Origin of the sequence: Helicobacter pylori FD535 (assembly GCF_000296015.2) — a bacterium.
Taxonomy (GTDB): domain Bacteria; phylum Campylobacterota; class Campylobacteria; order Campylobacterales; family Helicobacteraceae; genus Helicobacter; species Helicobacter pylori_CT.
Window position 1 is genome coordinate 12,020 of the sequence record NZ_AKHP02000081.1, and the last position, 26,736, is coordinate 38,755.

At 40.0% G+C, this 26,736-nt stretch carries 25 protein-coding genes and 1 pseudogene; 6 read left to right on the plus strand and 20 right to left on the minus strand.

The window, feature by feature from the left end:
* From argS to DV63_RS17550, 3 genes are all read left to right on the plus strand, one after another.
* The gene (gene argS / locus DV63_RS17540) at positions 1–1,626 is read left to right on the plus strand and encodes an arginine--tRNA ligase (protein ID WP_031203116.1); all 1,626 of its coding nucleotides are present in this window, start codon (positions 1–3) and stop codon (positions 1,624–1,626) included.
* 60 nt (positions 1,627–1,686) lie between these two features.
* A complete protein-coding gene (locus tag DV63_RS17545) occupies positions 1,687–2,442 on the plus strand; it encodes a HugZ family heme oxygenase (protein WP_000934547.1) in 756 nt (251 codons plus the stop codon).
* A 570-nt stretch (positions 2,443–3,012) separates the two neighbouring features.
* Positions 3,013–4,158 carry a YbfB/YjiJ family MFS transporter gene (locus tag DV63_RS17550; protein ID WP_001263577.1) on the plus strand — a complete coding sequence of 382 codons (1,146 nt, stop codon included), beginning with the start codon at positions 3,013–3,015 and terminating at the stop codon, positions 4,156–4,158.
* Between the two features lie 4 nt (positions 4,159–4,162).
* Here DV63_RS17550 and DV63_RS17555 read toward each other — a convergent pair whose 3' ends face one another.
* The gene (locus DV63_RS17555) at positions 4,163–5,125 is read right to left on the minus strand and encodes a CobW family GTP-binding protein (protein WP_000036201.1); all 963 of its coding nucleotides are present in this window, start codon (positions 5,123–5,125) and stop codon (positions 4,163–4,165) included.
* Positions 5,125–5,490, minus strand: coding sequence for a hypothetical protein (locus DV63_RS17560; protein ID WP_000337948.1), 366 nt, complete (start codon positions 5,488–5,490; stop codon positions 5,125–5,127). Before DV63_RS17560 ends, DV63_RS17555 begins: the two co-directional genes overlap by 1 nt.
* Positions 5,491–5,585: 95 nt before the next feature.
* Between DV63_RS17560 and DV63_RS17565 the strand changes: the two genes are divergently transcribed.
* Complete coding sequence (locus tag DV63_RS17565; RefSeq protein WP_001154462.1) at positions 5,586–6,698, plus strand: DNA-methyltransferase; 1,113 nt, start codon at positions 5,586–5,588, stop codon at positions 6,696–6,698.
* Positions 6,699–6,708: 10 nt separating this feature from the next.
* Positions 6,709–7,405: pseudogene (locus tag DV63_RS17570) on the plus strand (restriction endonuclease).
* A 53-nt stretch (positions 7,406–7,458) separates the two neighbouring features.
* Here DV63_RS17570 and DV63_RS17575 read toward each other — a convergent pair.
* From DV63_RS17575 to rplU, 15 genes are all read right to left on the minus strand, one after another.
* Positions 7,459–8,340, minus strand: coding sequence for a polysaccharide deacetylase family protein (locus DV63_RS17575; protein ID WP_001040416.1), 882 nt, complete (start codon positions 8,338–8,340; stop codon positions 7,459–7,461).
* Positions 8,341–8,352: 12 nt separating this feature from the next.
* Entirely contained in the window at positions 8,353–9,231 is an 879-nt protein-coding gene (locus tag DV63_RS17580; protein ID WP_000850753.1) for a carbon-nitrogen hydrolase family protein, read from the minus strand.
* A gap of 83 nt (positions 9,232–9,314) precedes the next feature.
* Positions 9,315–9,719, minus strand: coding sequence for a hypothetical protein (locus DV63_RS17585; protein ID WP_000336424.1), 405 nt, complete (start codon positions 9,717–9,719; stop codon positions 9,315–9,317).
* 15 nt (positions 9,720–9,734) lie between these two features.
* The gene (locus tag DV63_RS17590) at positions 9,735–9,998 is read right to left on the minus strand and encodes an AtpZ/AtpI family protein (protein ID WP_031203131.1); all 264 of its coding nucleotides are present in this window, start codon (positions 9,996–9,998) and stop codon (positions 9,735–9,737) included.
* 5 nt (positions 9,999–10,003) lie between these two features.
* On the minus strand, positions 10,004–11,296 hold the full coding sequence (gene hemL / locus DV63_RS17595; protein ID WP_000421568.1) for a glutamate-1-semialdehyde 2,1-aminomutase: 1,293 nt from the start codon (positions 11,294–11,296) through the stop codon (positions 10,004–10,006).
* Between the two features lie 9 nt (positions 11,297–11,305).
* Positions 11,306–11,860, minus strand: a complete 555-nt coding sequence (locus DV63_RS17600; protein WP_000738938.1) for a YceI family protein — start codon at positions 11,858–11,860, stop codon at positions 11,306–11,308.
* A 239-nt stretch (positions 11,861–12,099) separates the two neighbouring features.
* On the minus strand, positions 12,100–13,095 hold the full coding sequence (locus DV63_RS17605; RefSeq protein ID WP_000819968.1) for an alginate lyase family protein: 996 nt from the start codon (positions 13,093–13,095) through the stop codon (positions 12,100–12,102).
* A 41-nt stretch (positions 13,096–13,136) separates the two neighbouring features.
* Positions 13,137–14,219, minus strand: a complete 1,083-nt coding sequence (obgE, locus tag DV63_RS17610; protein WP_000497257.1) for a GTPase ObgE — start codon at positions 14,217–14,219, stop codon at positions 13,137–13,139.
* Positions 14,220–14,238: 19 nt separating this feature from the next.
* On the minus strand, positions 14,239–15,045 hold the full coding sequence (locus tag DV63_RS17615; RefSeq protein ID WP_000770471.1) for an ABC transporter ATP-binding protein: 807 nt from the start codon (positions 15,043–15,045) through the stop codon (positions 14,239–14,241).
* The gene (locus DV63_RS17620; RefSeq protein WP_000599911.1) at positions 15,042–15,905 is read right to left on the minus strand and encodes an ABC transporter ATP-binding protein; all 864 of its coding nucleotides are present in this window, start codon (positions 15,903–15,905) and stop codon (positions 15,042–15,044) included. Before DV63_RS17620 ends, DV63_RS17615 begins: the two co-directional genes overlap by 4 nt.
* An 11-nt stretch (positions 15,906–15,916) precedes the next feature.
* A complete protein-coding gene (locus DV63_RS17625) occupies positions 15,917–16,774 on the minus strand; it encodes an ABC transporter permease (RefSeq protein ID WP_000443369.1) in 858 nt (285 codons plus the stop codon).
* Entirely contained in the window at positions 16,774–17,778 is a 1,005-nt protein-coding gene (locus DV63_RS17630) for an ABC transporter permease (protein WP_000948013.1), read from the minus strand. Before DV63_RS17630 ends, DV63_RS17625 begins: the two co-directional genes overlap by 1 nt.
* Before the next feature lie 9 nt (positions 17,779–17,787).
* Entirely contained in the window at positions 17,788–19,437 is a 1,650-nt protein-coding gene (locus DV63_RS17635; RefSeq protein ID WP_001066753.1) for an ABC transporter substrate-binding protein, read from the minus strand.
* Between the two features lie 115 nt (positions 19,438–19,552).
* Positions 19,553–19,819 (minus strand): 50S ribosomal protein L27, encoded by a 267-nt coding sequence (gene rpmA, locus DV63_RS17640; RefSeq protein WP_000940618.1) that lies wholly within the window; start codon positions 19,817–19,819, stop codon positions 19,553–19,555.
* 14 nt (positions 19,820–19,833) lie between these two features.
* Complete coding sequence (gene rplU, locus DV63_RS17645; protein WP_000119318.1) at positions 19,834–20,148, minus strand: 50S ribosomal protein L21; 315 nt, start codon at positions 20,146–20,148, stop codon at positions 19,834–19,836.
* 244 nt (positions 20,149–20,392) lie between these two features.
* Between rplU and flgL the strand changes: the two genes are divergently transcribed.
* Positions 20,393–22,879, plus strand: a complete 2,487-nt coding sequence (gene flgL / locus DV63_RS17650; RefSeq protein ID WP_001266698.1) for a flagellar hook-associated protein FlgL — start codon at positions 20,393–20,395, stop codon at positions 22,877–22,879.
* An 80-nt stretch (positions 22,880–22,959) separates the two neighbouring features.
* On the opposite strand, the gene DV63_RS17655 is transcribed toward flgL, so the two are convergent.
* From DV63_RS17655 to DV63_RS17665, 3 genes are all read right to left on the minus strand, one after another.
* Positions 22,960–23,979 (minus strand): aliphatic amidase, encoded by a 1,020-nt coding sequence (locus tag DV63_RS17655; protein ID WP_001215709.1) that lies wholly within the window; start codon positions 23,977–23,979, stop codon positions 22,960–22,962.
* 192 nt (positions 23,980–24,171) lie between these two features.
* Positions 24,172–25,851, minus strand: a complete 1,680-nt coding sequence (locus tag DV63_RS17660; RefSeq protein WP_017179778.1) for a bifunctional chorismate-binding protein/class IV aminotransferase — start codon at positions 25,849–25,851, stop codon at positions 24,172–24,174.
* A complete protein-coding gene (locus DV63_RS17665; protein ID WP_000461918.1) occupies positions 25,852–26,724 on the minus strand; it encodes a DUF2156 domain-containing protein in 873 nt (290 codons plus the stop codon). It abuts the gene before it with no gap.
* Positions 26,725–26,736: the final 12 nt, after the last annotated feature.

Sequence of the window (26,736 nt, forward strand, 5' to 3'; positions counted from 1 at the left end):
ATGCACACTCTCATTAAGGGCGTTTTAGAAGAGATTTTAAAAGAAGAAGTCATTATTGAATACCCTAAAGACAGAGAGCATGGGCATTACGCTACACCCATTGCTTTCAATCTCGCCAAAGTTTTTAAAAAATCGCCCTTAGTTATCGCTGAAGAGTTAGCCCTTAAAATCAGCACACATGAAAAAACTCAAGGGCTTTTTGACAGCGTAGTGGCTTGTAAGGGCTATATCAATTTCACGCTCTCTTTAGATCTTTTAGAGCGTTTCACCCAAAAGGCTTTAGAATTAAAAGAACGATTTGGCTCTCAAGTTAAAAACAAACATTCTCAAAAAATCTTTTTAGAATTTGTGAGCGCTAACCCCACAGGGCCTTTACACATAGGGCATGCTAGAGGGGCGGTGTTTGGCGATAGTTTGGCTAAAATCGCTCGCTTTTTAGGGCATGAAGTTTTGTGCGAATATTATGTCAATGACATGGGATCTCAAATCCGCTTGTTAGGGCTTTCGGTATGGCTCGCTTACAGAGAGCATGTTTTAAAAGAAAGCGTAACTTATCCGGAAGTCTTTTACAAAGGCGAATACATCATAGAAATCGCTAAAAAAGCGGACAACGATTTAGAGCCAAGCCTTTTTAAAGAAAACGAAGAAACTATCATTGAAGTTTTAAGCGGCTATGCTAAGGATCTAATGCTTTTAGAAATTAAGGATAATTTAGACGCTTTAGACATTCATTTTGATTCCTATGCGAGCGAAAAAGAAATTTTTAAACATAAAGATGCGGTGTTTGAACGATTAGAAAAAGCGAACGCCCTTTATGAAAAGGATTCTAAAATCTGGCTCAAATCTTCACTCTACCAAGATGAAAGCGATCGAGTGCTCATTAAAGAAGATAAGAGCTACACTTATTTAGCCGGCGATATTGCCTATCATGATGAAAAATTCAAGCAAAATTACACCCAATATATCAACATTTGGGGGGCGGACCACCACGGCTATATCGCTAGAGTGAAAGCCAGCCTTGAGTTTTTGGGCTATGATTCCAATAAGCTTGAAGTCTTGCTCGCTCAAATGGTGCGCTTGCTTAAAGATAACGAGCCTTACAAAATGAGTAAAAGAGCGGGTAATTTCATTTTGATTAAAGATGTGGTTGATGATGTGGGCAGAGACGCTTTAAGGTTTATTTTTTTGAGCAAACGGCTTGACACCCATTTAGAGTTTGATGTCAATACTTTAAAAAAGCAAGACAGCTCAAACCCTATTTACTATATCCATTACGCTAATTCGCGCATCCACACCATGCTAGAAAAATCGCCCTTTTCTAAAGAAGAAATTTTACAAACCCCTTTAACCCATTTGAACGCTGAAGAAAAATACCTGCTTTTTAGCGCTTTAAGCTTGCCTAAAGCAATTGAATCTTCTTTTGAAGAATACGGCTTGCAAAAAATGTGCGAATACGCAAAAACCCTCGCCTCAGAATTCCACCGCTTCTATAACGCTGGCAAGATTTTAGACACCCCTAAAGCTAAAGAGCTTTTAAAAATTTGTTTAATGGTGAGCTTGAGCTTAAGCAACGCTTTCAAACTTTTAGGCATAGAGATAAAAACCAAAATTTCCGCTAAAGATTAAGCTAATATTTAATTTTTTGTTATAACATTCCCCTTATTTTTTGAAACTAAGGAGAATATTATGCTTAATCGTATTATAGAACACATGAACGCTCACCATGTTGAAGACATGAAAGGTTTATTGAAAAAATTTGGGCAAGTCCATCACGCTGAAAATGTCGCCTTTAAAAGCGTGGATCCTCAAGGCATTGTGATTGGTTATAACCACAATCAAACCTTAAGGATTGAATTTAATCACGAAGTTAAAGACCCCAAAGACTACAAAAATGCGATCATTGAATTGTGCCAAAGCGTGGAAAAAACCCATGATTTAAAAGGCGTGGAAGAAGAAGTTAAAGCCTTTAAAGAAGGCTTTGATTCTGTTTGTTTAGCGACCTTACACCCTAGTGGGCATGTGGTATGCTCTTATGCGCCTTTAATGACAGATGGCAAACAATACTACATTTATGTGAGCGAAGTGGCTGAACATTTTGCCGGCCTTAAAAACAACCCCCACAATGTGGAAGTGATGTTTTTAGAAGACGAGAGCAAGGCTAAATCGGCTATTTTGAGAAAACGCTTGCGCTATAAAACCAACGCTCGTTTTATTGAAAGAGGGGCGGAGTTTGACAAAGCGTTTGATTCTTTCATTGAAAAAACCGGTGGTGCTGGGGGCATTAAAACCATTCGCACCATGCAAGATTTCCATTTAATCGCATTGGATTTCAAAGAAGGGCGTTTTGTGAAAGGCTTTGGTCAAGCTTATGACATTTCAGGCGACAAAATCGCTTATGTTGGGGGTAAAGGCAACCCACACAATTTCGCTCACAAGAAATAGACTTCCTCACTCATAAGGGGCAAACGCCCCAAAAGACCGCTTTTTAAAAAGGTTACGGCAAATCAAGCTTCTTTATTGGTTGTAATGCTAAAAGCCTTTTTATGGGCTAACACCACACAAAAAGCATCAAAAGCAAAAAAATGACAAAATTTTTCCAAAATGACAAAAAAACGCTTTCATGCTATTTAGTGATGCTCTTTTTAAGCCTAGCCCATAGTTAAATCTCTGTTTCATCAATTGATCACCACCGCAAAGAAGCCTTATTCTAGTAGAAGCCTTATTCTAGTAGAAGCCTTATTCTAGTAGAAGCCTTATTCTAGTAGAAGCCTTATTCTAGTAGAAGCCTTATTCTAGTAGAAGCCTTGTTTTTATGAAGCGCTTTTGAAACAAGCTCTGTAATGCTAATAACCAACTCTTTTTTGCTCAATCGTGGGAACTCTTTAAGAATACGGGTATTGATAAAGAACGCTCCTTCAATTTATTCTCATCTCGCTTCCATTATGCGCTATCAATTAACAAGTTTCAATATAATATAAGATCTTGTTTTTTATAACTTTGTTAAGGATTAAAATGCGCGTGTTTGTTTGCTTTTTAGGGGTTTTTGTGTCTAACGGCTTGGCTCGTTTTGGCTATGTGGTTTTAATCCCTCTACTCATTTTATCAGGGAGTTTAACCCCACACCAAAGCTTCCAATTGGGTATTGCGGTGTTGATGGGCTATGTTTTTGGGAGTTTTTTAATCCAATTCTTAAGCCCGTTAATGTCATTAGAAAGCATCGCTAAAATCAGTTTTGGTTTGATCGCTTTGAGTTTTTTAATCTGTTATTTTGATAGTATCCCTTTCTTTTGGCTTTGGATCTGGCGTTTTATCGCCGGTGTGGCTAGCAGCGCGTTAATGATTTTAGTCGCTCCTCTCTCTTTACCCTATGTCAAAGAAAATAAAAAAGCCTTAGTGGGGGGGCTTATTTTTAGCGCTGTAGGCATTGGATCTGTCTTTAGCGGGTTTGTTCTGCCTTGGATCAGCTCTTATAATATCAAATGGGCATGGATTTTTTTAGGGGGCAGTTGTTTGATAGCCTTTATTCTTTCCTTGATTGGGTTAAAAAACCGTTCTTTAAGGAAAAAATCCGTTAAAAAAGAAGAAAGTGCGTTTAAAATCCCCTTTCATTTGTGGTTATTGCTTATTTCTTGCGCGCTCAATGCGATTGGTTTTTTACCGCACACGCTTTTTTGGGTGGATTATTTGATCCGCCATTTAAACATCTCCCCCACTATCGCTGGAACTTCATGGGCGTTTTTTGGTTTTGGGGCCACGCTTGGCTCTTTAATCAGCGGCCCCATGGCTCAAAAACTAGGGGCTAAAAACGCTAATATCTCTATCCTTATCTTAAAATCTATCGCATGCTTTTTGCCCATTTTTTTCCACCAAATCTCTTTACTCAATTTAAGCATCTTTATAATGGGAGCGGCCACAACCGCCAATATCAATTTATTCAGCATGATGGCTTTAAAGATTGCAGGCGCCAAGCATTTCGCTAAAGCGTCTTCGTGGGTGGTGTTTTCTTTTGGCATTTTCCAAGCGCTTTTTTCGTATCTTTTTACGATCTTTTTAGGAGATTTAGGCTATCTTTTGATTTTTGTCATTTGTGGGGCGTGTTTGGTTTTAAGCTTCATCGTTCTTTTCCCTATCAAAATGCAAACAGTTATCAATAAATAAAGAATTATTGGGTTTCAAAACCCTTGATGCCGAGAAAATCCTTAAAACCCTTTAATGAATTTAAGATTTTTTCACGCTCTAAATGGCGCATGATAAAAACGAGGTTAGAGCCGTTTTGATCCTTTAAAATGTGCTTGGGCGGGTAAATGATATGCATCACGCCGTTAACACTCACCAAAAAGCCGCTTCCAATGTCAATAATCCCCTTGATGCGTAAAATCTGCGTGCCGTATTTATGCAATAACAAGCTCAGCCAGATCCCAAACGCGCTCCATTCCATTGCCCCTTCAAAATTAATGCTTAAAGTTTCAAAGCCTTGCGAGTGCGAATCTTTTGCTGGCAAGATCACACGATGCGCTCTATTTTTGCGTGAAAAAAAGCTTTCGTAATTGATATTTTTCTTGTCAAAAATTTCTGCGCTGGGGTTAATGGCCCACAAACGCTCTTTTAATTTCATTAAAGCCGCACTGTCGTTTTGCAAATCCGTTTTGGTCAATAAAACGCTGTCAGCAAAAACGATTTGCTCTTTAGCTTCATTGTTGGTTAAATGCATTCTAGCGTTCAAGGCATCCACGCAAACCACCACGCTTTGAATCTCAAAATGCGCCCCTAAAAAAGTGTCGCTCAAAATCGTCCATAAAATCGGCGCCGGGTTGGCTAAGCCGGTGGTTTCAATGATGATGCACTTTAAAATTTCGCCGCGCCATTCATAGTCATTGAGCGTGGCTTTTAGAGACTCCACTAAATCCATGCGTTTGTTGCAACACACGCACCCTGCATTAAGATAGAGCATTTTTTCACCGCAATACTGAACGCTTAAGATGCGTTGATCCAAGGCGGCTTGACCGATTTCATTGATGATAAGAGCAATGCCTTGGTGATCTATTTGGTTTAAATATTCGCTTAAAAAACTCGTTTTACCGCTGCCTAAAAAACCGGTGATGAGCGTGATAGGGATTTTGGACATCAGTGAATGGCGTTTGTGTTTTGATTCAAAAACGCTAACAGATTAGAATCTAGCGCGTCCATCTCTTTTTTGGCTAAGTTTTGCGCCTTATCCCACAAATCGCCTAAATCATTCACCATCACGCTTTGCCCTTTTTTATCGCACAGCACAAACTTTGTGCCTTGCCAATCATTAATTTTTAGCCCATAAAACGCTAGGATTTGATTGAGCAATCTTACCCGTTTGAGCCGCGCTCTTTTGCGTTCTCTGGCGTTTTCATTAGTACTAATAAGCGCATTTTGCCCTTTCAAATTTTCATTCTCATAACTACCGCTCCCATCGGTCCAATGAAAAGAACTGATAAGCTCCCCGCATAAAACACACATCTTCCAACCTTTTAAACCTAAATCATGCTACAATTTTACTGAAAAAACAAGAATAAATCTCGTGCTGTTTAATTGTTTATTGATTAGGAAATTTAATGCAGGATTATAGAACTCTCACGCTAGAAAATATTTATGCACCAGATGAGATAACAGATGCGCTTTCATTGTTACAATCTTGCGGTATTGAATCGATTGTTAATCCTTCAAATATCACGCTTAATTTTGACATTGTGGATTTAAAAATGCTTGAATCTACTACACAAAATACGCTGGTTCAAAAGACATTAGAGGAGTTGTATAAAATTCGCTCATTTTCTAGTCAAAATGGCAAAATCGTGTTTAAGAGCTTCAACAAAGCCAAAAAAGTCGCCAACAAAAAGCAAAACGCAAAGGCAAGATTGGCTTACGAATCTTACAAAAAAGAGTTTAGCAAGGAGACAAATGAGATTCAAAGCTGTCTTAATCAAATTTACTGCGAAGATAGCTTGGAGTTTTTAAAAAAGCTCCCAAATAATTGCATAGATGATATAGTGCTAACTTCGCCACCTTACAACTTTGGCATCAATTACAACGCAACACAGGATACAAATCTTTGGCAAGAGTATTTCAACACGCTTTTTGCCATTTTTAAAGAGTGTATTCGTGTATTAAAAAGCGGAGGGCGAATCATTGTCAATATCCAACCTATGTTTAGCGATTATATCCCTACACACCATTTTATCAGCAAATTTTTCATTGATGAAGGGCTTATTTGGAAAGGCGAGATTTTATGGGAAAAGAATAACTACAACTGCAAATACTGCACTTGGGGAAGCTGGAAAAGCCCTGCTGCACCATATTTAAAATATTCGTGGGAGTTTATTGAAATTTTTTGCAAAAATAACCTTAAAAAAGAGGGCGATAAAGACAGCATTGACATAACCGATGATGAATTTAAAAAGTGGGTTTATGGAAAGTGGAACTTCGCTCCAGAACGCAACATGAAACAATACGGGCATGATGCAATGTTCCCAGAAGAATTAGTAAAGCGGTGTTTAAAACTATTTTCCTATCAAAATGATATTGTATTAGACCCATTTAATGGTGCAGGGACAACGACAAAAGTCGCCAAACAATTAGGACGCCGTTTCATAGGCATAGACATTAGCGAAAAATATTGTGAAGTAGCAAGAGCAAGACTAAAAGAAGTAACAAATTTATTTAATTGAGAGGTATGATTTGAGTTCTATAGAAGATATTATACAAGTTTATAATAGCGTGGTTAAAGATATTGATAAAGATGCTCAAGGGCAAGATAGCAGGGCGTATGGCGGAGTTATAAGAAGTGCTAAAGGCAAATTGCAAGAATACATCAGCGAAGAGATTGTAAAAATAGCGTGGCAAAATATTGGCGCTAAAGCCAATAGGCTTGAAATAAATTCTAATAAAATAAAGATTCCTATCAAAGACAGCTACATAGAAAATATAGCCAACAAGCAAGTAAGGGCATATATATTAGAGCGTAAGAAAGATTATTATTACGGATTGAGCGTTGATAAACATATATTTATTTGTGGATAATCAATTGGTTATGGGGATAGAGTGTAAAGCCTATACGGAAAATGCTATGCTAAAGCGAATATTAGTAGATTTTCATCTCCTTAAAACTTTATATCCAAATATATCCTGTTATTTATTTCAGCTAGAAAGTCAATTAGGAGGGGATTATTCAGCTTTACCAGAAACCCTATTGGGATCAAAACCCACGCATTCTATAATGAGCTACTTTGAAAGCGTGAATCTAAATATAGTAACCTTACTCAAAGGCGAAAGAGACATAAACCAACCCATACACAAAAATTTCAAACCTTTAGATGAACAAATTCTCAATAAAACAATCAAACTAATGGAAAATGAATTGAAAGCTTATTTGTAACAGTTGGTGCGAATCCCACTAAATTCACACCAACTTAGAGGCAATCTCAACCGCTATTTTTTCCTGGGGTTTCGTTTTAAGAAATCATCAGCGATTTCATTGAATGTTACCCAACGCACGCCCTCGTGCTTGTTGATATGCTCAATGATTTTTTCATGCATGAGCAACACTTGCGGGCGTCCGCTCACATCAGGGTGGATTGTCATGCTAAACACCGCATAATCCATCTCACGATAAACCCAATCAAATTGATCGATCCACATTTGCCCTATATCGTGCGGACTCACAAAACCAAAGCTATTGGGGGATTTTTTAATGAACATCATCGGCGGTAAATCGTCCAAATACCAGTTCGCAGGGATTTCCACTAAATTTGTTTCCACCCCACGGATTAAAGGCTTCATCCAATCCTTAGCCTCCAAACTATAATCAATCTTGCTCCAACTATCCCCCACGCGCACATAATAGGGCGTGAAATCATTGTGCATGAGCGAGTGGTCGTATTTGAAGCCGTGTTTTAAAAGCAATTCATTAGTGATATTAGAAAACTCCCACCACGGCGCCACATAGCCTGTGGGGGCTTTGCCGGTGAGTTCTTTAATCAATTCAATGCTTTTTAACAAAACATCTTCTTCTTGCTTAACACTCATAGCGATAGGGTTTTCATGCGAATACCCATGCGCACCCACTTCATGCCCTGCATCCACGATCATTTTCATTTGTTCAGGAAAAGTTTCAATAGAATGCCCCGGCGAAAACCAAGTCGCCGGGAGATGGTATTTTTTAAACAATTTCAAAAGCCGTGGGATCCCCACTTCACCCGCAAAAAGCCCGCGCGAAATATCATCAGGCGAATCCTCCCCACCATAGCTCCCTAACCAACCAGCCACCGCATCAATATCCACGCCATAAGCCACTAAAATTTCTTTTGCCATAATCGCTCCTTTTTAAGTGAGTTTTCCAAACCCCTTTTTGGTGAGTTTGGTGTCAAAATCTTGTAAATAAGGGATTTTTTGGCGTTGCAGTGCCGCTTCGTTCAAATCCATTTCAGCGATAATGACTTCATTGAGTTTAGTGGCTTGCGCGATGATTTTCCCATTGGGTGCGATGATTCTTGAATCGCCGGCAAACTCTAGAGTTTGTTTTAATTGAGCGTTAGTCTCTTCCCCGCTATGATTGCACGCGCACACAAAACAGCCATTTTCTAACGCTCTAGCCTTACTCAACAAATCCCAATTATAAGCCCTAGCTTTGCCAAACGCGCTAGGATAGATTAAAATCTCCGCTCCTTGTAACGCTAAAAGATTCGCGCCCACGCCAAAGCCGATTTCATAGCAAATTTGCAAACCCACTTTCGCGCTAAAATCCCCAAAATCCAGCGTAAAAACCTCGTATTTTTTGCCCCTTTTGAAGCGCGATTTTTCATCGCCCCACAAATAAACCTTGCGGTGTTTTCCAACGATCCCGCCTTTTGGCGGAATGATATAAGCGCTGTCGTAGAGTTTTTTATTCGTTTTTTCAATGCTACACGCCACTAAATGCACTTTATTAGCCTTTGCAAAACCGCTTAACGCTCTCAACGACTCGTTTTTTAGCTTGCCATGCTCTATCGCTTTAAAATCTATCCCAAACTCCGCGTCTTTATCATTCACGCAATAAGCGCTGTCAAACAATTCCGGTAAAACAATGAGATTCGCGCCTTTGTCGTGGGCTTCTTTAGCTAGACTGAGCGCTAATTGCAGGTTTTCATTTAAGGCGTAGGGTTTGGATTGCATTTGAATCACAGCGGTTTTTAGGATTCTTTTAGCAGGATTTTTTGTTTTCAAGATCCACTCCCATTTTTGTTTTTATTGTATAGGATCAGAAATTAAAAGAAAATTAAAGGGGTTAAAATCCATAGGAATTTGTGTCAAAACTTACCATTATGGTTTAAAAATCGTAGCCACGCGCTAGAGAGCGAGCTCACAAACACGCCGATAAGAAAGATTAACCCGTTAAAAAGATGCAAAAATAAAAGCGCTCCTAAAATGCCTAGTAAAACCCCATACCCCCCTAAACGCCACACATTGAAAGACATTTCCAAACCCAGGGCGAATTTTTGGAATTTTTGCTTTTCTTCTTTTTCTCCTGAATTTTGTTTCCTTAAATCCAAACGCTTTTTAACGCCGTAATACGAAGACAACGCCACGATAAAAAACCCCAAAAAACCCCCTTCAAAATTCAAAACCCCTTGAAATGCCTGGAAAAAATAAACGATAATCGCACCCACTATATTAATAGAAAGTAAAATAAGCAAGCATTTGATTTGGCACATGGGCTTTTATTGTATTTATTTTGTTTTGTTTTGTGTGTATTTAGGGTCTTTGGTTAATTCTTCATACTCTTTTTGCATGTTTTTATAAGCTTTATAGACATTGAGAAAGCTCGCTAACACGCCCCAAATAACCCCAAGCCAAAAAAGCCACGAAACATGAGTGAGTTTTTCAAGCCCATAGCCTATAGCCACGCCCATAAGGATCGCTACCACCATAGAAAGCCCCAAGCTCAAATAATTCGCCCCCTCTATGAATTTATAATACTTTGGCTTTTTCAAAAAATTCACACACCTTTTATGATTTCATCAAAACTTTCATCGGCTTTTGCAACCACCAAATCAATCATCTCTTCAGTCATAGGCTCACAAATAAAGCCGGTTTCAAAGCTTGAACATGCCAAATACACGCCCTTAAAGAGCATTTTTTGGTGGAATTTTGCAAACATCTCCGTATCGCTTTTTAAAGCGTCATCAAAATCACGCACCGCATTTTCGTTAAAGAAAAAGCCAAACATGCTCCCCATGTTGAGCGTCTCTAAAGCGATGTTATAGTTTTGAGCGCTCTTTTTTAAACCTTGAGTCAAACGAACGGCTAAAGCGTTTAAGCGGGTATAAAGGGTTTTGTCTCTTTTGATTTTATAAAGTGCACTCAACCCCGCGCACACCGCCAGGGGGTTACCGCTTAATGTGCCTGCTTGATACACGCCCCCAATGGGCGAAAGCAAGTCCATAATTTCCGCACGCCCCCCAAAACACGCCAAAGGAAGCCCCGCGCCTATCACCTTACCAAAGGTTACCAAATCCGGCACAACGCCATAAAATTCTTGCGAACCGCTCAAACTCGCTCTAAACCCGCTCATCACTTCATCTAAAATCAGCACCGCTTGGTATTTTTCACACAAAGCCTTTAATCCCAGTAAAAACTCTTTTTGAGCCGGCACTAACCCCATATTCCCGGCAATGGGTTCAATGATGACGCACCCCACATCACCTTTTTTGAAGCATTCTTCTGTGGAGTTTAAATCGTTATAACGAGCCACTAGAGTGTGTTTGCTAAAATCGTTCGGCACGCCTAAAGAAGAAGGAGAGCCAAAAGTGGCGCACCCGCTACCCGCTTTCACCAATAAGGAGTCGCTATGCCCATGATAACACCCTTCAAACTTGATCAAATCGTCTTTTTGGCTATAAGCTCTAGCGAGTCGTATCGTGCTCATGGTCGCTTCTGTGCCGCTATTCACTAAACGCACCTTATCTAAGCCTTCATAACAAGAAATGATTTCCTTAGCTAAAGTGGTTTCTAACTCTGTGGGAGCGCCAAAAGAAGTGCCTTTTTTTAATACATTAACAATATTTTCTTCAATCTCTCCATCAGCATGCCCAAAAATCAAAGGCCCCCAGCTTTGCACAAAATCTATATAATGGTTGTTATCCACATCATAAAGATACGCCCCCTTACCCTTTAAAATAAAGGGGGGAGTGCCTTTAACGCTCTTAAACGCCCTCACAGGCGAATTGACCCCCCCAGCGATCACCTGTTTAGCTTCATTAAAATCATTAACGCTGTGCAACAACTCCATGATTTTTAATTATCCCTTAATCATGCTTTCAAATTGGATTTCCACTTGCGACCAAGTCAAGCCCTCATGAAAACTCTCGCATCGTTTAGCCAAGCTCGCTAATTCGTTTTTCAAGCCAAAATTCAATAGATCCAAGACCCCTTTAACCACGAGCTTATCACCAGCAGTCGTGTATTGCATAGGCACTTTCACCAACTTTTCATTCATCCTCACATAAGCCGTAAGAGAACCTTCATGATCGCCTTCTATCACATTTCTAAAAGTTACTTTGATGTTAGTGTTTTTAAAAAGAGCGAAAAAAGCTTCTTTCACATTTTTGTTTTTAGTGTCATCGCCTAAATTGACTTTCAAGCTATCCATGCTCGCAGTTGCCCCTTCTAAAAGGGTTTTTAAACTATCTTGAGATTTACCCAATTTATAGGTGATGCTTTCAAAACTCCCATTTACTGGTGTTTTAGCCTTAGATTTAAAGGCTGTCCATGTTAGCTTAGCCGAAGATAAATCCAAATTCACCGCTTGCAAAAACCCTGCTAGTAAAACCGATACCAAAACCATTTTTTTCATTCATTATCCTTTAATGTGGTCTTATCAATAACGCTTATTATTTTAGTGTAAACAAGCACGCTTACAACTAAAACGATTCGTTTTGATAATCATTTGCACTCTAAAGACGACTCAAGAGATACAATTGCATTTATTTTAAACTCTTTTTGTAAATAATGCTGACTGAAACAAACTTTCTAAACCATTCATAAAAAGGTTAAAGCGCATGGCTATCGCTATAACCTTGAATACAGAAAAATTCACAGCGATCGGAGTTTAAGCCTGAAACCATCTTCGTGTAAATCGCCTTGCTTTAAAAGCTCATCCGCGCTAGGGCTAGAATAATGCTTGGCTAAAATAATGAAATAGGCGTTGTTATGCACCCCGATAAGGTTAGGCTGGAAATAAGGGAAAGTTTCAGGGTTTAAAATCCATGTTGCAACTTTGTTATACGCCACAGAGAGCTTTTTTCCGGCCTCACTACCCCACAAATCATACCCGTTCTCAAAAAGCAATTCGCCTGATATGGTTAGCGCAAGAAGCGCAAAATTGGTATAAGCTATCCCCTTAATGCCCTTTGTAGGGCCTCCATGATAATCGCTCGTATCGCTCCTAGTGATCGCGCTAGCAATAACCCCATTCTCATCTATGGCTTTAAACACCCACTCTTGCCACCGATTAGCACTATTATACAAAAGGGCATGATCATCTAACGCTAGCGCAGAGCTCACATCAAAAAGAATGCCCCACGCCCCATGGTTAGTGTTAAGAGCTGATTGAGAATACTGACGCATCCGCTTAATGAAATCTTCATATTCTGGGCTAGGAAACGCCTTTTTGACAAACCAATAAGCCATGTTCATATAAGGCATGTAAAAATTGATATTATCCTCGCTCTGATAAGTGTCTACGCTTTGAAGCTCTTTAGCCCAAGCGTTTAAAATTTCTATAGCTTTTAAGCCGTATTGTTTGTTTTTGCTCACTAAATAGCCTAGTGCTAAGTCATAAGACATGAGAGCGGATTTTTTAAAGCTCTTTGTGCAGACATCAGGCTCTCTAACCCCGGTAGAAGTGTAGTGTTTTGATGCGTTAAGTTGCGTGCATGGCTGTATTGTTTGGGAGAGCTTTTTATCAAGATGGAGTTTTTTGGGCAAGTCTTTAGATTTAAAATCCCTAAAAAAGTAATCTTGCTCGGCATAAGCTTGAACGCAAACGCAAACACACATGAACGATAAAAACAAAACAAACCTTTTCATTTCTCGCCTTTATTTTAATGGATTGGTTTAAAAATAGCGTTTTATGGTAACGATTCCAACAACACAAATTTAAGCGCATGCGCATTAAGGGCACTAACCGCTGAAAGGGGTAAGACAAAGAGCGCTGATTTTTCATTAGGGTGTTTTTCAAAATTGCTGGTTAAATTGGGGTGTAAAAACCCTAAATACGGCTCTAAACCAAACGCCTCTAATTTTTGCGTTTCTAAGTTTAAAAAGGCGCAAAAATCCTTAGTCATCTTATCAATGTTTTCTACAACATCGCATTTATTGAGCAACACCCCAAAAGGCTTATTGGCTAAAGCGGGTGAAAATTTTTCCAGCTCCAACCTCAAGCGTTGGTATTGCTCTTTAATGCCTAAATCCAGCCTAGAAGCGTCTAAAACAAAGGCTAAAACTTTGGTGCGCTCAATATGCTTTAAAAAGCTAATCCCTAAGCCTTTTCCCTGACTAGCCCCTTCAATAATGCCAGGAATATCAGCCATTAGAAATCCGCTTTTCTCATCTACGCTCACCACCCCTAAATTAGGCACTAGAGTCGTAAATTCATAATTAGCGATTTTAGGCTTAGCGTTAGAGATGGTGGAAATGAGCGTGGATTTACCCGCATTAGGGAAGCCCACTAACCCTATATCAGCGATGAGCTTTAATTCCAAACGCACGCATTTTTCAACCCCCTCCAAGCCTTTTTGCGCGTAAGTGGGTTGTTGTTTAGTTGCGCTTTTAAAATGCGCATTCCCTAACCCCCCCTTGCCTCCTTTTAAGGCTAACACCCTTTCTTTAGGTTCCACTAAATCAAGCCACAACTTATCATCTACAAAAACTTGCGTTCCTGGCGGCACGACAATAATCTTGTCTTCGCCCTTTTTGCCCGTGCAATTTCGTGTGCCTCCTGGAGCCCCGTTTTTAGCCTTATGGTGTTTGGTGCCTCTAAAACTCGCTAGAGTGTCGGTATTGTTATCCACTTCAAAATACACATCGCCTCCATCGCCTCCATCGCCCCCATCAGGACCTCCCTTGATGACAAACTTTTCCCGCCTAAAACTCACCATTCCAGGCCCCCCCTTACCCGAAGCGATGATGATTTCCACGCTATCTACAAACACAGCTTAAAGATCCTTTCTTTTATTCAGCAAACCTTTGCATGGATTTTTCCAAATGCGGCACCGCATTGAGTAATTTCTGCGTATAAGGGTGCTTTGGAGCGCTTATCACGCTATCCACATCTCCCGTTTCTACGATTTGCCCTTGATTCATTACGATGATTTTATCGCTTATATGCTCCACTACCCCTAAATCATGGCTGATAAAAATATAAGTCAGCCCCATTTCTTTTTGCAAATCCAAGAGCAAATTCAACACTTGCGCTTGAATGGACACGTCTAACGCAGACACAGGCTCATCGCAAATCACCACGCTAGGATGCAAAATGAGCGCCCTAGCAATGCCGATTCGTTGCCTTTGCCCGCCTGAAAATTGGTGGGGGTAACGATCGATCCATTCTAATTTCAAGCCCACTTTTTGCATGATCTCTAGCACTTTTGTTTTGATTTCTTTTTTTGAAAAATGAGAATTTAAAAGCAAGGGTTCAGCGATGATCTCGCCCACTTTCCACCGAGGGTTCAGGCTAGAATAAGGGTCTTGAAAAATCATTTGCACCTTTTTACGGTAATCAAACCAATCCTGTTTGCTGAAATGCAAATGGCGCTTACCATTGAAATAAATCGCCCCGCTGTCTTGCCTTTCAATCCCGGCTAAAATTTTGGCTGTCGTGCTTTTCCCGCAACCACTCTCCCCCACAATGCTTAAAACTTCATTTTGTTCCACTTCAAAACTGATCCCATTGAGCGCATGTATCACTCTTTTAGGCTTGAATAACCCCCTGTCTATCGCATAGGATTTTTTCAATTCTTTAATTTCTAAGAGCTTCATCGTAACTCCTTTTGGAAACTCAAATAATCTGTATTTTCATCTACGGTTTCTAAGCGTTTTTTGCGGTATTCTTTGCCTGGTTTAGGGATCGCGCTTAAAAGAGCTTTCGTATAAGGGTGTCTTGGATCAGCAAAAAGCTCTTTGGCGCTCGCTTGCTCCACCACATGCCCTTTATACATCACCACCACTTCATCAGCGATTTGCGCCACCACGCCTAAATCATGGGTGATAAACAAAATAGAGGTGCATTTTTTTTGTTGCAACTCTTTCATCAATTCTAAAATCTGCGCTTGAATGGTTACATCTAACGCTGTCGTAGGCTCATCAGCGATCAAGATTTCAGGCTCACACACCATAGCCATAGCGATCATCACCCTTTGGCGCTGCCCTCCACTGAGATTGAAAGGGTATTCATGGTATTTGTCCCCTGCATGGGGAATGCCTACGCGCTCTAACTCATAGACCACCCTTTCTAAGCGTTCTTTTTTGTTAAGGTTAGGGTGGTGGATTTTCAACACTTCATTGATCTGAAACCCCACCGTGTAGGAAGGGTTCAAGCTTGTCATAGGCTCTTGAAAGATCATGCCAATTTTTTTACCTCTGATTTCTTTTTGCATCTGCTTTTCTTTGAGCCGCAACAAATCCTGCCCTAAAAATTGAATGCTCCCCCCTACAATTTGACCCGGTTTTTCAATAAGCCCTAAAATAGAGAGCGAAGTGATGCTTTTCCCGCTCCCGCTCTCCCCCACAATGCAAAGCGTTTGAGACTTTTTCAAGCCAAAACTCACGCCATCTACTGCTTTATTCACGCCCCTATCGGTGAAAAAATAAGTTTTTAAATCTTTAACTTCTAAAATCATGCAAGCTCCTTTTAAGAGGCCCGTTTAGGATCTAAAGCGTCCATGATGCCATCGCCTACCAGATTAAAACTCATGACCGTTAAAAAAATCATCACCCCAGGGAAAACAAGCATCCAAGGAGCGGTAGCGATGTATTGCATGGAGTTTATCAGCATCGCTCCCCATTCAGGTTTGGGAGGTTGGGCCCCAAGACCTAAGAAGCTCAGCGCGGCCGCTTCTAAAACCGTGGAAGCAAAACCCATTGTCGTTTGCACGATTAAAGGGATGATGCAATTAGGGAAGATCACCTTACACATCAAACGAAGATGCGAAGAGCCATTGATTTTAGAAGCGATCACATATTCTTTTTCTTTTTCGCCCAACACGGAACTGCGCACCAATCTTGCAAATCCAGGAATCCCCACAAACCCAATAGCGAGCATGGCATTAGTGAGTGAAGGCCCTAACACAGCGACCACAATCACGATCAATAAAATAGAGGGTAAAGCGAACATAATATCCATGATGCGCATGATAATTGCATCTGTTTTCCCCCCAAAATACCCCGCTATTAGCCCTAGTATCGTGCCAAAAAAGACCGCAATCCCCATAGAAACAATCCCTATGGTTAAAGAAATCCTAGCCCCATAGATCAAGCGACTCAAAATATCGCGCCCCAAATCATCGGTGCCTAAAAGGTATTTAGCATTCCCCCCATGCTCCCATATAGGCTTTAAAAGGCGATCTTGCGCGTTTTGGACATAAGGATCATGCGGGGCTAAAAGGGGCGCAAAAATCGCGCAAACCACCAATAAAAGCACAATCCATGCGCCAACTACTGCCGCCTTATTTTTTTTGAATTGTTGGATAAATTCTCTAAAAGACTCCATTATGACAACCTTATTCTAGGATCAATAAAAGCGTATAAAATATCCACCAAAAGATTAGCCCCAATATACATCATGGCAATAATCAAAGACATGGACTGGATAATCGGGAAATCGCGCTGGTTGAGCGCATTAACGATCCACTTACCAATCCCAGGCCATGAGAAAACCGTTTCAGTTATCATGCTCCCCCCTAAAAGCCCGGCCAGCATCAAGCCTGCGATAGTCGTTACAGGGATTAAGGCGTTACGCAAAGTGTGCACAAAAATCACCCTAAAGGAGCTACACCCCTTAGCTTTAGCGGTGCGCACATAATCTTCTTTAGACACTTCTGCCATGCTCGCGCGAGTCATTCTGGCAATAACAGCGGTAGAAACCGTGGCTAACACAATGCTAGGCAAAATCAAGTGTTTGATCGTATCCACAAACGCCCCATAATCCCTTGCGATCAAGCTGTCTATCAAATAAAAACCTGTAGGGCCATCTAAATAATACACATCGCTCAAACGCCCAAAAACAGGCAACCACCCCAATTGCACGCTAAAAATATAAATCAGCATGAGCCCTAGCCAAAACACCGGCATAGAAATCCCGGCTAAAGCGAAAGTCATGCTGGAATAATCAAACATGCTATAGCGTTTGATTGCGGCTAACACGCCAACACTAATACCCAAAACAAGAGCCATAAACAGAGCGATCAAAGCCAATTCCACCGTAGCCGGGAAGCGTTGCAAAAATTCATGCATCACAGGCTCACCGGTCATGATAGAAGCGCCAAAATTGCCATGCAACACATTATTGATAAAGAAAAAATACTGCTCTATCAAAGGCTTATTCAAGCCAAACTGCTCCCTTAAAGCGTCAATAGCGGCTTGATTGGCCTTTTCGCCTAAAATCACTAACGCCGGATCTCCTGGCACTAAATGCACCATCATAAACACAATGACGCTCACTCCAAACAGCGTGGGGATCGCCCACAAAATACGCTTAATGATAAAACTCAGCATACAACCCCTTTACTTTTCTAAATACACTTTAAAGAAGCGATTCACGCTCACTCCGGTCGTTTTATAACCTTTCACTTTAGACAAATGCGGCACCACTGAATAAGGGTAGGCTAAAGGGACATAGGGCACATCTTTATGGATAATTTCTTGAGCCTTTAAATAAAGGGCTTCCCTCTCCTTTTGATCAGAAACCCGCTTAGCCTTTACAAGAAGATCTGAAAAGGCGTCGCTCTTATAAAAGGAACCATTTTGAGTGGGTATAGCTGAGGCTGCTTGCTTGCTCCATAAGGTGTATAAGAAATTATCCGGATCCGCAATGTCTGCCATCCAGCCTGCAAACGCCATTTCATGCTCGCCTAAGCCCGTTCTTTTCAAATAAGCCCCCCATTCATACACTTCAATTTTCACGTCAATGCCAATTTTAGCCAGGCTCGCTTGTATGAACACCGCTCCCTTTGGGTTACGAGTGGAAGTGGTAAAAATGGTGGTTTTAAAGCCGTTAGGATACCCCGCTTGTTTCAATAACTCTTTAGCTTTTTTCAAATCGTATTCATAGGGTTTGATGCTGTAGTTATAACCCCATATGGTGGGCGGGAAAGGATTGACCATTTTTTGGGCAAAGCCTTCATAAATCACCTTAATGTAATCATCAACATTGATCGCATGGTTGATAGCTAAACGCACCAAAGGATTGTTAAAATACTTTTTTTGCGTGTTCAATGAAAGCCAGTTAGCGATTAGTCCAGGGCTTTTATCCACCACGACATTAGGAAGTTTTTCTAACTGCTCCACTTCATTGAGATTAGGCCCGGTCATGAGCATGATTTCACCGGTGCGCAACGCTAAAGCGCGAGTGGAAGAATTAGGAATGGTGCGCACCACCACCTTATCCAAATAAGCTTTAGGCCCCCAATAATCCTGATTTTTTAAAAGAATGATTTTTTCATCTTTATTCCACAAAAAGAATTTGAAAGGCCCTGTCCCAACAGGCTTTTTAGCCAACTCGTCTTTTTTATTATTTTGTTCTAAATAATCAGCATAATCCTTACTCAAAATGCTCAAAAAGTCCATGCCTAAATTGGCTAAAAACGGGGCTTCTGGCCCATTAAGCGTGAATTTGATCGTGTAATCATCTAAAACTTCAATGCTCTTAATAATATGAGACATGCCCATGCCTTCCCAATATTTATAGCTTTTAGCCCCTGGGCTGTAGTATCGTTTAGCCTTATGCATTTGGCGTTCAAACGAAAACAGCACATCTTTAGCGCTAAACTCTACTTTTTTATCCCAATACTTCGTCTGGTGGAAATAAACCCCTTTGCGTAAATGAAAGGTGTATACAAGACCATCTGGGGATATTTCCCAGCTTGTCGCTAAGGCTGGTTCAATTTCTGTGGTGCCGTATTTGAATTGCACGAGCGTGTCATAAATATTGCCCGTTGCCACATAGCTTTCGCCATCAGTTACTAAAGCCGGATCCATGCTCGAGCCATCAGCGCCTCTAGCAAAAACCAAAACGCCTCCAAAACGCTTTTGCTCTTCAACAGAAACATTTTCTTTAGATGGATTAAGAGTAGCATTTGGGTCTTCTGAAGCTTTCAAAAAGAACCCAAACAACAAAAGAAAAAAAAACAAACCCTTAACAAAAACATTATTCATAAGCCAATCTCCACAACAAATTCTATAAAGGATAGAGATCTAAATTATAAATATTTTATTGCGTTTATAGGCGTTTAACAAACACCAAAAGTTTAATTAACCTTTAAAGGTTACCCTACTCCCCAAAATTTTGACTAACCACAGAAACTTTTTTGCGGTTTCTGTCTTTATGCTCAAACTTCACAACGCCATCGATGAGCGCGTATAAGGTATGGTCTTTCCCCATGCCCACATTATTACCAGGATGCATTTTAGTGCCTCTTTGGCGCACGATAATATTCCCTGCTCTCACAAATTCTGAGCCAAATTTTTTCACGCCTAAGCGTCTTCCTGCAGAATCTCTGTTATTCTGCGTGCTCCCTTGACCTTTCTTGTGTGCCATTGTTTAATACTCCTTTATGCTACAATTTTAGTGATTCTAACACGAGTGAAATCTCTTCTAAAACCACGCTTGGTTTTGCTGTCTTTTCGGCGGCGTTTTTTGAAAGTGATGACTTTTTTGCCGCGCCCTTCATTGATCACTTCCGCTTCAATTTTAGCCCCATTCACAAAGGGTTTCCCGCAAGAGAGCTTGCCCTCTTTGGATACGGCTAGCACTTCCACTAATTCCACTAAAGCCTTAGGCTCTTTATCCATTTTATCCAGTAAAACAATATCGCCTTCAACGACTTTATATTGCTTACCGCCATGTTTGAATATTGCGTATGACATTTCTATTCCTTAAAAACTGAACGCTCTTTTTAAAATAAACGCTTATTATAGTGAGTATTTGCTAAAATTTAACTTTAAATTTAGATTAAATTCACATTAAAAGAATTTTTTTACTCAAAAACACCCCATTTAACCCGCCATCATTACCCCGCATTATTGCCCCACTCAAACCACTCACAATTGTTATTAACTTGTTTTGGAATACTTTTAGCTTGTTTGTTAAAAAACCCATAAGGATTTGATCATGCGCGTTACCTTTGGCTCAAAATACAACCAAATGAATAACTATCAAAACGCTTTACAAAATAAAATCAACGACGCTAACACGCAGATCGCTTCAGGGCTAAAAATCCGTTATGGCTATCAAAACAGCAACATTAACAACCAGAATTTAAAATTCCAATACGAAGAAAACACCTTAGATCAAGGCATTGATGTGGCTCAAAACGCTTACACTTCAACGCTCAATACCGACAAAGCCTTGCAAGAATTTTCCAAAACAATGGAGGCATTTAAAACCAAGCTCATCCAATCCGCTAACGATGTGCATTCAGAGACTTCTCGCGCCGCTATCGCTAACGATTTAGAACGCTTGAGGGAGCATATGATGAATGTCGCTAACACCTCTATAGGGGGGGAATTTTTATTCGGGGGCAGTAAGGTGGATAGGCCTCCCATTGATAGCGAGGGGAAATACCATGGCAATGGCGAAGATTTAAACGCGCTCATCAGCTCTGATAACCTTGTGCCTTATAATATCAGCGGGCAAGATTTGTTTTTAGGTGCGGATAAAGACAAACACAAACTCATCACCACCAACATTAAATTATTCAATCAAAACAAGCTCCACCCTGATGTGATGGACGCTTTAGAGCATTCTTCATTGCCTGAAGAAGTTTTTATTAAACCCAGCGATACCTTGCGAGAACTCATCGGCGATAACGATAAAGACCCCACCAATGACCCTAAAGAGTTTTTTTATTTGCAAGGCATCAGGCCTGATGGCTCTAGTTTTAAAGAAAAATTCGCGCTAGATAAAGCCTATCAAAATCAAAAAAGCGCGACTAAAGTGAGCGATTTGTTGGATAAAATCGGTCATGCTTACGGGAACACTTCGCAAAATAAAGTCGTGGATGTGAGTTTGAATAATTGGGGGCAAATTGAGATCAAAAACCTAACGCCTGGCAGTGAAAATTTGGATTTCCATTTGATTTCTAGCGATGGGGATTTTGATGATTTAGACGCCTTGCGTTCGAGCGGTAAAAGGGTTACTGAATATGTCAAAAGCGCGTTTGTAACGGATAGGAGTTTGAGCCAAGTTCAAGCAGTGCCTAACATGTATAATCCTAAAGTGCTTGAAATCCCTAGCGTGTTTGTAACTAAAGACAATGTTTTAGCCAACAAAAACACTAAATTGAGCGAGATTTTTGGCGATAGCGTGGAAACTTTAAAGATCAACGCCAGCCGTTTGGGCGAAACAAGCGCTATTAAAATCCCAAACCTCCCTATTAACTTGGATATTCCCATTCTTTTAGACGTGAAAAATTCTACGATTAAAGATTTGAAAGATGCGATTAAAGAACGCTTTAATAATGAAGTGGATGTGGAAATTGGAACAAACGGGCGTTTGAGGATCATTGACAATTCTTCTAAAGAATCGCCTATTTCTTTGGCTTTAAGCACCCTAGATCAAAAAGGGCTAGAAGTGGCCGGCATTCCCACTAATAATGCGAGCGAATACCAAAAAACCTATTTCAATAAAGAAGGGGCGAAATTAGAAAGCAATGCCGCTCAAATCGCTCAAAATGGCGCGGCTAATGGCTCTACTAAACTGAGTGAAGCCGCTAAGGGGAGTTTAGAAAATAGCGTTTTTAACATGAAATTAAACGATGTGAATGGCTCGTTTTTAAAAGTGCAAATGATCTTGGATAGTAATGGGGCTTTTTTGAGTTTGCCTAATGGCATTAAAATCCCGCTTTATGACCCCACAAGCGCTGACATTCAAGCTTCCAAACCCAATGAAGTAACTTACAGGCAACTTATGGATGCGATGAGTATCGCGCTCAATTACAGCAACACTGACCCCGCCATCTACCAACAAATCAGCGATAACCCTACCTCAAAAGAAAGCAAGGAGCGCTTTATTGAATTGTTAAAACAGGCTAAAGACAACCTTTCTGTCAATTTGAATGAAGAGGGAAAAGTCGTTATCCAAGACAACATGCACTCAAACACCAAAATGCAGTTCATGCTTTTTGATAAAGACGCGAATGATTTTTCTCAAAACGCCTTGCACAGCGACAAACCAAGCCTTAAATTAAACGCTAATAACGCTCTCATTATTGACAAACCCAGCGTGAATTTTTTTGATCAATTAGAAAATATTATCACTTCGGTAAGAAAAGGGATTTATCGCCCGGACGCTTTAGGGGATACTTATTCTAGCGACATGCGTAATTTAGGCATTCAAAACGGCATCACCCTCATCGATCACTTGAGCGATCATATAGAAAAAATGATCGCTAAAAACGGCGCTCATGGCAAGGCGTTTGAAAACATTATCAGGCGTAATGAAGTTTTAAAAACGCAAGTTCAAAGCATTCGTGGGGAAACGACCGGCACGGATATGGCAGAAACTTACAATAAATTTTCCAATCTCACTAACAACTATAACGCCGTTCTGGCTTCCACGAACAAAATCAATAATTTGTCTTTAACGAAATATTTGTAATCTTTTAGTGGTTTTTAAGCGTTCTAAAAAAAGGTATTAACATTGCTTTTAAGCTTCTGTGAAACCCCTCCTTTTGCCCCTTATTTCGTGGGCAAATCGCCTACAGGACAAGCGGCCACACCCACGCTCGGGCGAGTGAATTTTTCTACATTTTCTTGAGCTTTTTTGGGGTCATTAACCCAAGTTTTATAGAACTCAAAAGGGCATTCCGCCACACCCTTATCCCCATCGCCACTAGCAAAAACCCCACTATAACCTCTGTGTAAGAGTTTGAAGAGTTGGTTTTGGCTTTGGTCGTATTTTCTCGCGTCACGGATTTGTTGCACGGAAAGTTGAGCGTATTGAAGACCATTTTCTTCTTCCCCGCATTCGCCCAAAGTATGCCCGTCAAAACCGATAATGCTAGAATGCCCAAAATAGGAATACACCCCATCAAAGCCGGTCGCATTCGCTACCGCTACATAGCATTGATTAGCCCACGCCATAGCTTTTACGATTGCAATTTGTTGCTCCTTAGCCGGATACATGTAACCTTGACAGCGCACAATGAGTTCTGCCCCACGCATCGCGCAATCGCGCCAAATTTCAGGGTAGTTCCCATCATCGCAAATAATCAAAGAAACTTTCAAGCCCTTAGGCCCATCAACCACATAAGTTTTATCCCCAGGATACCAACATTCAATAGGGCACCAAGGCAAGATTTTGCGGTATTTTTGCACGATCTCACCCTTATCATTGACAAGAATCAAAGTATTATAGGGATTCTTTTTAGCTTGCTCGTGTTTTTCCCCCGTCAAAGAGAACACTCCCCAAACCTTGTTTTTCTTACAAGCCTCAGCAAAGATTGCGGTTTCTTCTCCAGGAACGCTTGCGGCTGTGTCAAACATTTCTTGTCTGTCATACATAATCCCATGCGTGCTGTATTCAGGGAAAATAATCAGATCCAACCCGGGCAAACCCTGTTTGACCCCACCAATCACCTTAGCAATATTGCGACAATTTTCCAACACTTGCTCTTTAGTGTGGAGTCTAGGCATCTTATAATTAACTACCGCTACACCCACAGTATCGGGGCTGCTACTAATATCTCCATGTCTCATGTTATGTTCCTTGTTTTTTGATGAGGGTTCTTACAAGCCCTCTATTTGGATTTATAAAATAATTGTGTAAATGGATCTATAATGAATATAAAAACTTTAATCATTATGATTATTTTAACGAGTTTTAACTTTTTTGCTCTATTGGGTAGCCTATTTCTAAAAAATGAGGTTTTAGCCGCTCTATTTTTATGGTTATTTGATTTTCACTTCCACTAAGCCGTATAGCGCGTTAATACAATAGATTTTAGCCGCTCTTTGCAAGTCTTGTAATGTTAAAGGGGCATGCCCAACAAGACCCTTTTTTAACAACCCCATCACACCCGTCCCGTTTAACGCGCCCGCGCTAAAATAAGGGGTTAAAAGCCTGTTATGGATTTCTAAAACAAGATTGCTCCTAGCACCCTCAGTGAGTTCTAAATCCTGGTTATAAAAGATTTCATCAAAAATAACGCCTTTTTTAATGAGCGTTCGAGCGTTTTGATAAAAAGGGGCATAAGTGGTCTTATGGTATAAAAAATCATTGTGTTTATCAATGGGGGCTTCACTCAAACGGATTTCTAGGCTTTTTAAAGGCTCTAAGGTCTTGTATTCTTTAATGAGCTTGCCCTTTTTATTGAGCAACACCCTTAAAACCCCTTCTTTTTCTAATTCAAAGTCTAAAAGATTTTCATCGTATTTAAAGTTAAAATATTGGGCGCTATTCATTAAGCGTTCTTTATGGGCGTTTTTATTGTTAATCTCTAGTTTTTGATCCTTTTTGATAATTTTCATCGTCTCTACAATCTCAAATTCTATTTTGGGCACCACAAAAAAGGATTTCAAAAAGCTCTCTTCATATTCTTTTGGCGCTTTACTTTTATAAGTTACCCCACTCCCTACCCCTAAATGCAAAAAATTTTCGCGTGCTCTTTTTTCTAAAGTGCGGATAGGCACGCTAAAAAGGGCTTTTTTTTCTTCAACCATGCCTATCGCCCCACAATACACCCCCCTAGGGCGTTTTTCTAAACTTTCAATGATTTGCATGGTTTTTATTTTAGGGCATCCGGTCACAGAGCCGCAAGGGAACAACGCCTTAAAAATCTCAAACAAGCTGGTTTTTAGGGGCAATTTCGCTTCAATCTCGCTTATCATTTGATACACGCTAGGCAAGCTGATGATTTCAAACAATTGATTGACTTTCACGCTGTTTTTTAAGGCTAAACGGCTCAAATCGTTACGCAGTAAATCCACAATCATCACATTTTCACTTCTGTTTTTGTCATCATTTTGCAAAAACAATCGGTTTTTTTCGTCTGTTAAGGGGTTATTTGAGCGAGCGATCGTGCCTTTCATGGGTTTTGTAATAATCTTAAGCGCTGTGTCTAAAAACTCTAATTCAAAAAACAATTCTGGCGAAAAGCTTAAAACGCTCCTAAACTCATTTTCTATAAAAGCCTTAAAAGACGTGTTTTGGTTGTGTGCCACTTCCTTAAAAACGCGCTCTAGTTTGGCTTTAGTGTCTAAAAACAAATCCATCGTGAGATTCACTTGATAGGTATCGCCGTTTTTGAGATATTCTTTAACGGCTTTAAACTGCTTGAAATAAGTTTTTTGATCTAAAGAGCTGTGGATTTTAGGGTAAAACGCATGCTCTTTTAAAGGTTCTAAAGAGTATTTTTTTCTTTCTAAAAATTGTTCAAAATACAAAAAAGGGGTTTGACTTTGAAAATTTTCATCTAAAAACGCTAAGCGCGCTTCGTATAAAAGATACCCTACAAAATACCCATTCCCCCTATTTTGAGAGATGAAATCCAGGGCGTTTTTAAGCTCATTAAGATTGGTGGCGGTGAGCTTTTTAATCCTTTTTTGATATTTAAAATCCCCAAAAATCATTTAATTTTTAGCAACGGCTTCGTATTTGTCTATCAAAAACACCGGGTTATAGCTCATTTTAGACCTTCTCAAACCCTCTAATCCTAAATCTTCTTCTCTGTTAGCGTAAGTTAAATGGCTAAATTCATTCAAAAGCAATTGCTGGTTGATGATCTGATACGCACCCGCAATATCTGTGCGGGCTTTTTCAATGTGGATGAGCGCGGTCTCTTCGTTTAAAACTTCTCCAAAACTAAACGAAACTACTTCTCCATTAACCCTAATAAGCCCCCCTTTCACATCCAAGCTTTCATAATTTTCTAAAACACTTTGAATGCCCTTATTTTCATTGATTAGCCCTATATCATCGGTTTGGCTTTCTAAAAACCACTCTTTGGAGGCTTCTAAAACTTCCTTTCTGTTTTGAGCAGAAATTTTCTCATAAGCAAAATTCGCGCAATTGGTTAAAAACTGGTTTAAGTGGTTTTTTTTCTTATGGTATTTTTTCCCTTTTAAAGCGATCAATTCTTCAATAGAATAAACATAATCGCTCCTGTCTCTGTTGTAAGTGAAATCAAACACCCCTACAAAATTGTCTTTCAAATCGTCTTTTTGCTCTAAAGTCAGGGAGTGGAATCTTAAATTTCTTTCTAATTTCAAAAGCTCTTTTATGCATTCATGCGTATTCTTACCGATAGGATAGAAATAAAAGGGTTTTTGATTTTCATAAGTGGTTTGAATCACCAAACAATCCCTAATCACCGCCACTTGAATGAGCCTTGCGTGCTGCCATAAGAAACAATTGGTAAAACTCACATCCGATAAAACGATTTTTTGAGTGCTTAAAAACCTTGAAAACAAGTCCTTATGCGCTAGGGTAATTTTTTCAAACATGACCAACTCTCT